Origin of the sequence: Haliea sp. E17 (assembly GCF_048323675.1) — a bacterium.
Classification (GTDB): Bacteria; Pseudomonadota; Gammaproteobacteria; order Pseudomonadales; family Halieaceae; genus Mangrovimicrobium.
The window spans coordinates 677,637-690,785 of record NZ_JBLWFK010000001.1 but is presented as its reverse complement, the minus strand read 5'-3'; the positions used below and the strand labels follow the sequence as shown (position 1 = coordinate 690,785).

At 61.7% G+C, this 13,149-nt stretch carries 9 protein-coding genes and 1 tRNA gene; 9 read left to right on the top strand and 1 reads right to left on the bottom strand.

Annotated elements, in window-relative coordinates; all coding sequences use genetic code 11:
- Nucleotide 1: 1 nt before the first annotated feature.
- The 5 genes from ACNKU3_RS03040 (at nucleotide 2) to ychF (ending at nucleotide 3,635) form a co-directional block, all read left to right on the top strand.
- A tRNA-Gln gene (locus tag ACNKU3_RS03040) sits at nucleotides 2-76 on the top strand.
- 102 nt (nucleotides 77-178) lie between these two features.
- Nucleotides 179-1,111: a ribose-phosphate pyrophosphokinase gene (locus ACNKU3_RS03035; protein WP_418257960.1), complete on the top strand. Its 933-nt coding sequence runs from the start codon at nucleotides 179-181 to the stop codon at nucleotides 1,109-1,111.
- Nucleotides 1,112-1,261: 150 nt separating this feature from the next.
- Nucleotides 1,262-1,900, top strand: a complete 639-nt coding sequence (locus ACNKU3_RS03030; RefSeq protein ID WP_418257930.1) for a 50S ribosomal protein L25/general stress protein Ctc — start codon at nucleotides 1,262-1,264, stop codon at nucleotides 1,898-1,900.
- A gap of 24 nt (nucleotides 1,901-1,924) precedes the next feature.
- On the top strand, nucleotides 1,925-2,512 hold the full coding sequence (gene pth / locus ACNKU3_RS03025; protein WP_418257929.1) for an aminoacyl-tRNA hydrolase: 588 nt from the start codon (nucleotides 1,925-1,927) through the stop codon (nucleotides 2,510-2,512).
- Nucleotides 2,513-2,540: 28 nt separating this feature from the next.
- Nucleotides 2,541-3,635, top strand: a complete 1,095-nt coding sequence (ychF, locus tag ACNKU3_RS03020; RefSeq protein WP_418257928.1) for a redox-regulated ATPase YchF — start codon at nucleotides 2,541-2,543, stop codon at nucleotides 3,633-3,635.
- 61 nt (nucleotides 3,636-3,696) lie between these two features.
- On the opposite strand, the gene ACNKU3_RS03015 is transcribed toward ychF, so the two are convergent.
- The gene (locus tag ACNKU3_RS03015) at nucleotides 3,697-6,345 is read right to left on the bottom strand and encodes an ATP-binding protein (RefSeq protein WP_418257927.1); all 2,649 of its coding nucleotides are present in this window, start codon (nucleotides 6,343-6,345) and stop codon (nucleotides 3,697-3,699) included.
- 288 nt (nucleotides 6,346-6,633) lie between these two features.
- Here ACNKU3_RS03015 and ACNKU3_RS03010 point away from each other — a divergent pair, with 288 nt between their 5' ends.
- The 4 genes from ACNKU3_RS03010 (at nucleotide 6,634) to ACNKU3_RS02995 (ending at nucleotide 13,108) form a co-directional block, all read left to right on the top strand.
- Entirely contained in the window at nucleotides 6,634-8,532 is a 1,899-nt protein-coding gene (locus ACNKU3_RS03010) for a hypothetical protein (protein WP_418257926.1), read from the top strand.
- Between the two features lie 2 nt (nucleotides 8,533-8,534).
- Entirely contained in the window at nucleotides 8,535-9,455 is a 921-nt protein-coding gene (locus ACNKU3_RS03005; RefSeq protein ID WP_418257925.1) for a thrombospondin type 3 repeat-containing protein, read from the top strand.
- A 76-nt stretch (nucleotides 9,456-9,531) separates the two neighbouring features.
- On the top strand, nucleotides 9,532-10,428 hold the full coding sequence (locus ACNKU3_RS03000) for a hypothetical protein (RefSeq protein WP_418257924.1): 897 nt from the start codon (nucleotides 9,532-9,534) through the stop codon (nucleotides 10,426-10,428).
- Between the two features lie 259 nt (nucleotides 10,429-10,687).
- On the top strand, nucleotides 10,688-13,108 hold the full coding sequence (locus ACNKU3_RS02995) for a hypothetical protein (protein ID WP_418257923.1): 2,421 nt from the start codon (nucleotides 10,688-10,690) through the stop codon (nucleotides 13,106-13,108).
- Nucleotides 13,109-13,149 lie beyond the last annotated feature (41 nt).

Below are 13,149 nucleotides of genomic sequence, written 5' to 3'. Positions count from 1 at the left end.
TTGGGGTGTCGCCAAGCGGCAAGGCACCGGGTTTTGATCCCGGCATTCGTAGGTTCGAATCCTACCACCCCAGCCATATCCGCGATGCCATGCATCCTATGGTGTATGGCATTATTTTTATCGGCGGGCGGAATTGTCGAACTTCAGACAGGGGTAGCGCAGCGTGTCATCGAAAATGATGGTTTTCACGGGTAATGCCAATCCGGAACTGGCGCAGAAAGTCGCCAGCAGACTGTACCTCTCGCTCGGCAATGCCGATGTCGGCAAATTCAGCGACGGCGAGATCTGCGTCGAACTGAATGAAAACGTCCGCGGCAAGGACGTCTTCGTGCTGCAGTCCACATGCGCGCCCACCAACGACAACCTGATGGAGTTGCTGGTGATGATCGACGCGCTGCGCCGCGCGTCGGCGGATCGCATCACCGCGGTTGTCCCCTACTTCGGCTACGCCAGGCAGGACCGCCGGGTGCGTTCCGCACGGGTACCGATCACCGCCCGCGTGGTCGCCGATATGCTGGCAGCGGTGGGCGTCGATCGCCTGCTGACCATGGACCTGCACGCGGAACAGATTCAGGGCTTCTTTTCCTGCCCCGTGGACAACGTGTACGGGTCACCGATCCTGAACGACGATATCGTCGCCCAGAATTATGAAAATTTGATTGTCGTGTCGCCGGACATCGGCGGCGTGGTAAGGGCACGCGCCATCGCCAAGCAGCTCAACGAGGCCGAGCTGGCGATCATCGACAAGCGCCGCCCGCGCGCCAACGAAGCCCAGGTGATGAACCTGATCGGCGACGTCGAAGGCCGCACCTGCCTGCTGGTGGACGACCTGGTCGATACCGCCGGCACCCTGTGCCAGGCGGCCAATGCGCTGAAAGACCGCGGCGCCACCCGGGTCGTCGCCTACTGTACCCACGCGGTACTGTCGGGCAAGGCCCTGGAAAATCTGCGTAACTCCAACCTAGACGAGCTGGTGGTTACCGATACGATTCCTCTGCGCGAGGACGCGAAGCAACTCGACAAGATCCGCCAGCTCACTACGGCGGACCTGCTGGCCGAGTCCATGCGCCGGGTCGCCAACGAGGAATCGATCAGCGCGCTGTTCCAGTAATAGGGCAACGCCTGTCAGAACCCCGGGCTTTCTGTTCCCTCCGGAATAGCGAGGCCGGGCAAAATGGTGCTGGTCCGGAAGGATCAGTTTTAAAAAAACCACTGCCGCGCCGGTCGCAAGCGTTGTAGTGAATATCAAAGGAGTTTGACCATGTCAGACCAATTTGAAGTACAAGCAGAACTGCGTGAGGACCTGGGGAAAGGTGCGAGCCGCCGCCTGCGTCGTCACGCCGACAAAATCCCCGCCATCATCTACGGTGGCGACAAAGAGCCCCAGTCCCTGACCCTGGTGCGCAAGGACCTGGAAAAGTCCCTCGAAAACGAGGCCTTCTTCAGCCACGTCCTCAGCGTCAATGTTGGCGGTGACGTGCAGAAAGCGATCCTCAAGGACCTGCAGCGCCACCCCGCCAAGGACCTGGTCATGCACGCGGACTTCCTGCGCGTATCCGACAAGGTGGCGATCAAGGTACACGTGCCGATCCACTTCACCAATGAAGAAGCCTGCCACGGCGTGAAAATGCAGGGCGGCATCATCCAGCACCTGGAAACCGATATCGAAGTTTCCTGCCTGCCGGGCGATATCCCCGAGTACATCGAAGTGGATATGCTGAACGTGGAAACCGGCCAGATCATCCACCTGTCCGACATCGCCCTGCCCGCTGGCGTCACCTCCGTGGCCCTGGCCCTGGGTGAGGACCACGACCTGGCGATCTCCTCCGTCATCGCGCCGAAAGGCGGTGCAGCTGCCGACGCCGCTGAAGAAGCTGGCGAAGGCGACAGCGAGGAATAATCCCTCCCCTACGAGGCACCCGCGTTGCCAGCCATCAAGCTGATAGCAGGATTGGGTAACCCCGGTAGCGACTACCGGGGTACCCGCCACAACGCGGGGGCCGACTTTGTCGAGGCCCTGGCCCGCGACAACGCCTGCACCCTGCAGGAAGAAGCAAAATTCTTCGGCTACACCGGCCGGATTCGACTCGCGGGACACGACCTGCGGCTGCTGATCCCCACCACCTTCATGAACCGCTCCGGCAGGGCTGTTGCCGCCATGGCCGCGTTCTTCAAGGTGGCGCCCGAAGAAATTCTCATCGCCCACGATGAACTGGATATTCCCGCCGGCACCGCGCGCTTCAAGCAGGGCGGTGGCCACGGCGGCCACAATGGCCTGCGCGATATCATACCGGCGTTGGGCAACAACAAGGACTTCTATCGCCTGCGCATCGGCATCGATCACCCCGGCCACGCCTCGAAGGTCACCGGGCATGTGCTCGGCCGACCCTCCACGCAGGACCGGGAGCGTATCGACGCCAGCATCGACGAGGCCATCGCCGCCCTGCCCCTGCTGCTGGATGGCGACCTCACCCGGGCGATGAACCGTTTACACAGTTTCAGCGCGGCCTGACCGCGCACAGACAGACCAGGAAACAGCTATGGGAATCAAATGCGGAATCGTCGGCCTGCCGAATGTCGGTAAATCGACCCTGTTCAACGCCCTGACCAAGGCCGGCATCGATGCCGAGAACTTTCCCTTCTGCACCATCGAGCCCAACGCCGGCATCGTGCCGGTGCCCGACCCGCGCCAGGCGAAGATCGCCGAGATCGTCAAACCGCAGCGGGAAATTGCCACCACCATGGAGTTCGTCGACATCGCCGGCCTGGTCGCCGGCGCCTCCAAGGGCGAGGGCCTCGGCAACCAGTTCCTGGCCAACATCCGCGAGACCGACGCTATCGCCCACGTAGTGCGCTGCTTCGAGGATGACAATGTCATTCACGTCGCGAACACCGTGAACCCACAGTCGGACATCGAGGTCATCAACACGGAACTGGCACTGGCGGATCTTGAAAGCTGTGAGAAACAGCTGCAGAAAGTGACCCGCACCGCCAAGGGCGGCGACAAGGAAGCGGTGGCCATGAAGGCCCTGCTGGAAAACAAACTGCTGCCGCAGCTGAACGAGGCGCAGCCGGTGCGTGCGCTGGAACTGGACGCCAATGAAAAGGCACTGGTGAAACAGCTGTTCCTGCTGACCGTCAAACCCACCATGTACATCGCCAATGTCAGCGAGGACGGTTTCGAGAACAATCCCCACCTGGACAAGGTGCGCGAGATCGCCGCCGCCGAGAACGCCGTGGTGGTACCGATCTGCAACAAGCTGGAATCGGAGATCATCGAGCTGGATGACGACGAGCGCGACGAATTCCTCGCCGACCTCGGCATGGAAGAACCTGGCCTCAACCGGGTGATCCGCGCCGGTTACCAGCTACTCAACCTGCAGACCTACTTCACCGCCGGGGTGAAGGAAGTCCGCGCCTGGACCGTGAAAGTCGGCGCCACCGCGCCGGAAGCCGCGGGCGTGATCCACACCGACTTCCAGAAAGGCTTTATCCGCGCCGAGGTGATCTCCTACGAGGATTTTGTCCAGTTCAACGGCGAACAGGGCGCGAAGGACGCCGGCCGCTGGCGCCTGGAAGGCAAGGATTACATCGTGCAGGATGGCGATGTGATTCACTTCCGCTTTAACGTCTGAGCCCGGCAGGAAACCAGCCCTTCCTGCGTGTCGCTCCCGAGCCGGCAACCCTACTGCCGGCTCAGTTCTCCTCCTGCTTGCCGATCCACGGCTCGCCCTGCACCCGCAGAAGCGCTTCCATCCGGTTTGCAACGTTCAGCTTGGACAGCACCGAGGACACGTGGTGTTCCACCGTGCGCTGCGAGCGCTTCAGTTTCTCCGACATTTCACGGTTGCTCGCGCCACTGAGCAGTAACTCGAGAATATCCTGCTCGCGCTTCGTCAATCCCAGGGGATGGGCGCGCGCCGCGCGGTAGGGACCGCGCCGGGGCCGCGGCATCATCCTGCTGACCCGGTATTCCACCGCCAGGTCGCGGGCCCTGCCCATCGCTGCCAGAGCACCCAGTGAATTCAGGGTCCTGAGCGCCGCCTTCAGGTAGTCGGCAGGATTCTCCGCCGCGCAGGCAATGTAGGCCAGCGCCGCCGCATAGGGTGAATCGAGCGCCTCCCAGAGCGCCGCGGCCTCCCCGCCGCGACCGGCGAGTTCCAGGGCGAAGGGCCGGGGAATGGAATCTGCGGCGGGCCTGGCCAGGGAATAGCCGGTGCGATGGGCCCAGACCTGCAATTCACCGGCGCTCCAGGGGTGAAAGACATCCGTTGCCAGTTCCTCGAGCGCGGCGATCTGGGCATGGGCCTCCCAGGTCGCCCCCTCCAGCCAGGCCTTTTCAATCAGCGCCAGGCGCGCCGGTATGATGTACTGTGCTTCGTCCGTCGCGACGGCGTCCGCCAGCGCCAGTTTCAGGTGCTCGCCGGCCTCCGCTGCGCCGGAACGCAGCAGGACACGGGCCAGTACCAACGCCGCCGGCAGGCGCATCAGCAGGGTCAGGTGTTCCAGTTTGAGCACCCCCCGGGCGATGGTTTCCGCGTCACTGAACCTGCCCTGTTCCAGCCGCAACTGGGCGTGCACGCCCACCAGGTAATGGGTCCAGGCATCGAGATCGTGCCGGGTATCGAAGGCGACGCCATCGCTGAGCGTCCTGTCGGCCAACTCGAACTCACGAAAATCCACGGCGTAGCAGGACAGGTTGGTGTACACCCGGGCGGCGTGTTCATGAAAACCGTGCTGCAGCGCCAGGGCGAGGCTGTCCTTCAGCATGGCCACGCCCTCGGCGTCGGCCCGGTAGGCCTTGGCGGTGCCGATGTTGTTCAGCGCGTGGACTTTCACCTCGACACAGTCGACCTCCTCCGCCAGCGCCAGCGCCTTCTCGCCCCACTCGATGGCCTCGTCCATACGGTCGTGCAGCATGTGCAGCTGCGAGCGGAAACTGTAGGCCATGGCGCGCTCGGCCGAGGGCTCGGTGGTCTCCAGCACCCGCACCGCCTCGTTGGCGAAGTGATTGGCCTTCGCCGCCTCGCCGCGGTACCAGTGCAGGCGGGAGATCCAGCGCAGGTTTTCACCGACCTTGTCCGGCCGGTTCAGCGCCCGCCACAGGGTGATGGCGTGGCGGCGCGCGTCCAGCACCTCATCGTCGATCTGCAGCGCCAGGCCGGCCTCGTAGGCCCACTCCTCGTAGAGCTGCGCCGCGAGCTGCGGTTCGGCCTCCTCCGCAAACCTCAGGGCAGTCGCAAAGTGGTCGGTCGCCTCCCGGTGGGCTCCGGCTGCGGCCGCATTGCGCGCGGCAATCGGCGCGAGTTCCAGCACCTTGCCCGACTTCAGGGCGCCCGCCGCGTGGTGCACCAGCAGGTCGACGGGGTAACTGCGATCCTGCGCCGAAAGCACATCGAACATGCGCCCGTGGCAGGCCTGCTCCTCCAGTGCGGTGAGGCGCGACAGCGTCGCCAGGCGCGCCAGCTCGTGCCGGAACCTGAGCATGCCGCGGTTGTCCTCCACCAGCAGCTTGCGCCCGACACAGGCCATTGCCAGCACTTCACCTTCGCCGCCGAACAGGGCCTTGACCAGGTTGCGATCGATCGCCGCCGGGGTCACGCTGACCGCCTCCAGGAACTGGCTCTCGGCCTGGCTCAGGCGGTTCAGGCGCGCGTTGACCGTATCCTGCACGGAAGCGGGCACCGGGCCGTTGGCGGCCTGCTGCGCCGCCAGCAATTCGGTAACAAAAAACGGATTGCCGTTGGTGATGGCGTGCAGCTCGGCGGCTTCAAAGCGGCCGTCCACGTCCAGTCGCGCCACCGCCCCGGAAGAAAGCGAGGCCAGCGGGATTCTGTGGATATTTGCCTGTGGCAGATCGCCGAGCACCCGGCTGAGCGGGTGGCCGTGATCGACCTCATCGTCGCGGAAGCTCATCACCAGCAGCGCGTTCAACAGGGAGATACGCCGGCCAAAAGCCTTGAGAAAATCGAGCGTGGCGTGGTCGGCCCAGTGAACGTCCTCGAACACAAACACGATCGGGCCGTGGCCGTTGCCGAAACGCTGTAGCACCGCGTTGAGGACTTCAGCCGGCGCCGTTTTATTCTCCAGCATCGATTCGAGTTCGCCGCCGAGGTCCCTGGCCATATCGTGCAGGGGCCCGAACAGGCGCGGGGTATACAGGTCGTCACAGCCCCCCCAGACGACTTTTACCTGCAGGTTCAGCTGCTCCCGGAATGCCTCCAGCAGCGAGGTCTTGCCGATACCGGCCTCACCGTAGAGCAGGGCAATTGCGCCCCGCCCACGGCTGGCAGATTCGGTCAGCGCCAACAGGCGCTGCAGTGGTTCGTCCCGCTCGATCAGCATGAATAGCGTTCCCGTTTTTTATCGCCACACCGCGGACTGTCGCGGAAAGTTGCGTCGTTTCATTCTAAGGGGCATTCCTTTTCGCTCTCAACCCGGGAGGCCGGAACTCCGCGAAATCGGCAAAAAATAGGTAGTGGGTTTAAAAATAGGTATATGCACGCATGTCTGTATCTCCCGGTCCTGGGCTACAGTCAGGTAATCCCGGCAAATCTGGCTGTGCCATCGGCAGAGGAACAAGAATATGAATATCCGGATATGCATCGCAGTGCTGCTCACAGGCTTCGCAGCGTGATGACCAGGAAAACCGTACTGCACACATTCAGTCTCTACAGCCTGGTGTTACCGGGCTTGCTGTGGGGTAGTTCAAGCGCATTTGCCGACCTGCACGGACGGGCCCCGATGACGCCGGGCGGCACTGATTACCAGGCCTACTATGACGATGAACAGGACATCACCTGGGTCGCGGACGGAAAGCTGGCACATACCAACACCTTCGGCTTGCCCACCGACACCTGGCTGGGACCGCACCCGCTGGACAGCGCCCTCGAGAATGGCCCCCAGTACAGCGATGGCCAGATAGACAGTGCGTCGGGGGCGATGGCCTGGACGGCGGCCCTGCACTGGATCGACGCGATGAACGCGGCGAATTATCTCGGTTCATCCTCCTGGCGCCTGCCCAAAGTCATGCAGCCGGATGCGAGCTGCTCGGTGCAACACGAAGTCCGCGGACTCGACCTCATCTGGGGCGTGGTCAGCATCGGCGAAGGCTGCACTGGCAGCGAAATGGGCTACCTGTTCAATGTATACGGCTTGAAATGGTATGCCTCTGAACCTTTCACCAATTTCGCCCCGTCGAGCTACTGGTACCGCGAGGAGGCATGGTTCAACCCCTACGTCTTCGCCTACGAAATGCACGTCGGCACGCTCGAGCAGAGCTACCGCTCCAAGCACTACCCGCATTTCACGCTGCCGGTTATGTCGGGCGACATCAGCGATACCATTGCCGAGGTCTGCGGTAACGGCATCGACGATGACAGCGACGGTCTGCTCGATGACGCCGACCCCGAATGCGCGGTGGTCACGCCCGAGGCCGGCCTGCTGGTGCGCTGTATCCACCGCCCCCTGTGGCCCGCAGAGGGCGAGCCAGTCTCCATTCGCGCGGAGACCATCGACGCCGAGGGCAACGAACTGATCGCCGACACCATCGAGATCTACCGGACAGATCCGGAAAACCCCGTCGGCGATGCCAAGGTCAATTCCTCGATGCAGCTGACCGTCTACCCCGACGGCGGCCGGATGCGCTACGGTTGCCGCGCCGAATTCGGCAGCGAAGTGGCGTTCAGCGGCTGGCGCGAAGTGGATATCGGCACCCCCGAATTCACCGATATCCGCGCGGTACCGGTTATCTACAACGGCCCCATGGATGAAAAAATCGATATCGTGTTCATCCCGGAGGTCAACCGCCACGGCCTCGGCGCCGGCGCGTGGGACAGGTTCCAGGAGGATATCTACCGGGTCATCCACGAGGGCATCTACAGTATTCCGTGGTTCGTCGCCAACCAGCGCGAGATCAACTTCTGGCTGGGCCGCGACATGGGCAAGGTCACCCCCGGTGACCCGGATGACTCCTCCAGCAAGTGCAAGAAGGAAAAACCCGACGGCTACAGGAAAGGCTATGGCTTTGCCGACGCTGCGGGCCTGATACACGACCAGGACTGCCGCGACAACGCCGCGCTGAGCCTGTTCACAACCCGCTTCGATCCCTCCAGGTTACAGGTCGTGGCCCACGAGATTGGCCATGCCGCGTTCACCCTGTCGGATGAATACACTGGCGCCGCCAGCCTGTACTTCACCGTCCCGGACGTGCCGAACCTTTTGCCCACGCACAGCAAGTGCCGCAGCGCTGCAACCGAGCGTGGATTCGATCCGGACCAGTGCCGCTCCCTGATTTCCGATGGAGCCTCCGGCTTCTTCCTCGGCGGACTCTGGATCTTCGAGCCCAACTACAGGAATGACGAGGCCCCCTGGACCGCGGTGCGCGACCTGATGCAACAGACCGGTGGCGAGGGGGAATGTCCCTCGACAACGGGAGGTCTGACTGTGTGTGAGGCCCGTTACCACGTGGGCGATTCAGAGATAACCCGGATGAACTGGAAAGTCGGCAAATGCCGCGCGGGGAGGTGCTAAACATGAGCCGGACCCTCTCCATGACCGCATTTCTCGTCGCGCTGCTGGCATGCATTGCATTACCCCGGGCGCACGCCCAGGACAACGACCCCGCCACCGCGCCGATACCGGACCTCGATGCGTTACTCGCGGATACCCGGCGCGCCCTGTACCTGGAGTTCTCCCTGCTGGCAGACGGCACCGCCACCCTGCTGGATGTCGGAGTTACCGACGTGCCACCTCCCGCCACTGACGACGACCCGCCCATGCTGATGTTCAGGCTGGTCGACCGGGAAGGCCAGACCCTTGGCGAACAGAATATCTGGGACCCGTTGTACGAGTACCAGCAGACCGAGGTGGGCGAGACTGTTATTCGCCTGCCAGAGGCCGTCGGCTTTTTCCAGGTGCCCTTTGATCATCGCATCAACCACGTCGTACTGCTGGACCAGCAAACGGACCCGCCGCGGGAACTCGCGGTGTTCGATACACAGCCGGTGATCGAGCGCTTCTGTGTCGATGAGCCTGAAGATACCAACTGCGCAGGCTTCGAGCCCGCCGATACGGACGGCGACAACGTACCAGACGCTGCTGACCGCTGCCCGGATACCCCGGCGGGAGAACCGGTCGACAGCGAGGGCTGTAGCGCCCGGCAGCAGGATGCAGACAACGACGGCGTCAGCGATGCACTGGACGCATGCCCCGGGACGCGTATACCCGAATCCGTGCCAACAGAAGTCCTTCGCCCCAATCACTACGCCCTGACGACCGTCAACGTGGCTGATCCGCTGGTATTTGAAAGCAGTAACCAAACGCCGATCTCGACTGCCGATACCGCCGGTTGTTCCTGCGAACAGATTATCGACGCGCTCTCTCTTGGCCAGGGGCACTCGAAGTACGGCTGTTCGCCCGGTGTACTCAGTACCTGGATAGACACTGTGAATTGAACTGGCTCACAGCATTACGGCGTTTCAAATAATGGGTAACAGGCAAGTCTGAATAGTCTGCCAGTGGAGGAAAACAATGAAAATACGGGCCTTTTTCACCTTTTTACTGGCAGTGCTGGTGCCATTCGCGGCCAACGCAGGCGGCAGCGCAATCATCGACTCCGGGAGAGGGGGAACGGAGCAGATGCGGCTGGAGTATGACGAATCCCTCGTGCGCATGGGCATGCCGGGGCAGGCTGACAACTACATGATCCTGCGCGATGGGCAGATGTACAGTGTCATTAGCCAGGACGGCAAGCCGATGGTAATCGCCATGAACAGCATGATGCGCAAGATCGGCGGGATGGCCGGGCAGCAGAACATGCTGGGTGACGATGACCTGCACAAATTCGTCAGCCTTGCACCCACCGGCAGCTCGGAACAGGTAGCCGGCATTAGCGGCAAGGTCTACCGGCTGACCTATATCGACAACGGGGGCAAACAACGTACCGAGACCCTGGTCCTGAGCAGGGACAAACGCGCCCGTGAAATGACCCGCGCCTTCATGCAGATGAGCACCACCATGATGGAGGCCATGCAGACTCCGCAACCCGAGGGACGCGAGAAATTCGAGTCGGTCATGGATGACCAGGGCATGCTGCGTTACGGCGACTCCTTCCAGGTTGTTTCCTTCGGCGACGGCACACCATCCGCCGCGCGCTTTGAACTGCCGGCCAAGCCGACCGAGCTGCCCGATTTCGGCATCAACTTCGGCGGCGGTAATGTTGCCAGCTCCGGCTCCTCCGGCAGCCAGGCCCCGGCAGATAGCGGCGCGGAAGGCGAGGAAAAATCCGGGTTCCTGGGCAAGATCTTCGGCGACAAAGCCGAGCGCCAACAGGACCGGCAGGAAAACCGCGCCGACAACGCGATAGACAGCGCAACCGACAAGGCCGTCGATAAGGCGCTGGACAAGGTCTTCAGTATTTTTGACTGACAGGTTTCCAGCTCCACGGTCCCGGCAGTCAAGCACTACGGCGAGCCTGGCACTTACAGGCGGAAACCGCTCCGTAGCGGGGACAAAACCCAATGGGACCGCGAATTTGGACTACATTGTCTGTACGCTGGACATGCTGCAGCGAAATAACAACATAGCACCAGGGTTAAGGTTAGCCGGCAAGTGGGGACCGGTCCGGTGCATCAAACGTTAGCCGGCAAAAGCGCATCTGCGCTTCTCAACAGGGGGTTGGGGCAAAATGAGTTTTCGCAAAGTTGTGTCGATTGGTCTGTCGGCGCTATTGGTCTGGCTTCCCGCAGCCCCCTTGAGGGCTTCACTTCCAGGCGGCCAGAGCCCTGGCGGTAATGATGTTCACACGGAAATGGATCGCCTGTTCAACGCTGCCGAAGTGGCCAGGAGCGAGATCGACCGTACGGCCTTCGACCTCGATGCCGTATTGGACGCTGCGGATTACGACGCGGAGAACCTGGTCGAGTTCGTGCGCAACGAAGTGATCTTTGAACCCTACCTGGGTGTACTGCGCGGCCCGCAAGGTACCCTGATGAGCCGCGCCGGCAATGCCGCGGACCAGGCCGTACTGCTGGCGAAACTGCTGCGCGATGCGGGTTTTGATGCGCGGATCGCGCGTACCACCCTGACTACCCAGCAAGCACAGACCTTGCTGGATGAAAATATCACTCCCCGTCCCGCTGCAGACACTGCAAATGTCGCCAGCGTGATTGTCAGCCTGCTGAAGAATACCGGCAACTATGATCGCCTCGACCCTGCCGCTAAGGAAGCCCTGAGCACCAGTCACACAGACAACTTCGATCCGGCGGAGTACGCCAACTACAGCGAGTTACTCGCTGTATCGGCAGAACTCGGAGAAATGCTGGAGATCTCAACCGGCAAGTCGAGTTCCGCGCTGACCGAAACCGTCGTGGAAGAAGCCCGCGATTACTTCTGGGTACAGGCCCGCGAACTCAGCAGCGAGGACTGGCGGGATATTCATCCAGTCCTGCAGGAAGGCAACACTATCGAGGTTACAGCCAACGCCTATTTCGCAGAGCAAGTCCCCGAGGAACTACTGCATCGATTTCGCTTCCAGGTATTCATCGAGAAACTGCAAAACGGCGTGCTTACCAGTATGCCGGTGATGGCGCCCTGGGAAAGACCCACCGCCAATCTCAACGCCGTTCCCATTGAGTTTGCCAACGCGCCCGATAATATGCTGGCAAACCCGACGGCTACATTTCAGTCAACCTCATTCCTGGAAAATGCACGTTGGTTCGTACCCTTGTTCAACAATGCCCTGCCCGAGCAGGCCAGTTTTTTTGACACCCGTGGCACGCTGATTGATCCAATGGCGGCCAGTTCGGCGTCTGCCGGGATATTCGCAACGGTGGGCGACCTGTTTGGTGATGCACTCGGCCAGTTCGACCAGAAAGCCCTGCCGGTACTGACCGGCCAATGGCTGGAATTTACCCTGATCGCCCCCGACGGCAGCGAAAAAATCTATCGCCGTACCACCATCGACCGTATCGGCCCCGCGGCCCGCCGTTCAGGAAAGGTTGGCGATAAAGATGTTTCGCTGTCTCCTGACGAACTCGCCCCCCTGGTCCAGCGACATTCGTTCATGCTGGCAAACGGCTCCATACCCAATGAACTGGTTCTGGACTATGCATTGCAGCAGCTACTGGATTCGCGTCCCGTGGTCGACGCGCTAATCCGCCAATCAGAAAATAATCCGCTAAAGCCAGAGCAATTCGAAAAGCTGCTGAGTGAAGTTCCCAGTGCCTGGGCCGGACACCTGTCCATGTTCCTGCACCTGGACCAGGCGGAAACACTCAACAGGAAGCATTTGCTCTACCGCCCCGCCCCTACCCTGGTCGTGCAACGCGAGGGCCTTACATCCGGCGGGGGAATGATCAGCGCCGTCGACATCGTGCAGAACCCCCGCCGCTCAATAGCCGCAATAGAAAACGGCAAAGCTGCGCTCGATCCTGCTGATGTCATGAAGGCCGGTGTCTGGGATACCTTCGTCGAGGGCGACCAGTTACCCCCGGCGACCTCCCGATTCAACACCATGCAAGCTATGGCCGACGCGGTTGCTGCAGGGGCCAAAAAACGGGTGGTGCGAGATGAAAGCGATCTCAGGGCCCTCCGGGTTGACGACAATACTCGCGCGAGCATGCAAAGCGACCTCGAACGCGGGGCGGTGCTCGTCGTTGCCGACTATGCCCAGGAAGGACCGGCCGGCTGGTGGCGGGTTGATCCGTTGACCGGGGATACCGTGGGACAGATTGCCGACGGCCGAGGCAGTGAATCCGTCGAATACCTGAAAGTCATGGGCCTCGGAATATCGATGCTTTCGCTCACCATTTCACTCGGGAATTGTGTTTCCCGTTACAACCCGAAAAGCTCGGCCGAGGACGTGCGGGAACTGGTTTCCCTGAGCTGTTGCAGTCTGATGTCAGGAGCAATGTTTGCATTTGGAATGGCCCTGAGCGCAGTCGCTGAGGGCTTGGCCGGGCTCAAGCTGCTGGGTCAACTCGGCGTTAATAGCAACTATGCCAGCATCGCTGCAAGGGCAGGCGTGAGCACTGGGGCGGGCTGGGATACAGCGGGAACTTTCCTGTTTGACCCGACGTTGTTATGTGAACCGTCCTGGGCAAGATAACCATGATTTTTGATCTGGCGCATGCCCGGAGGTATCAGGCT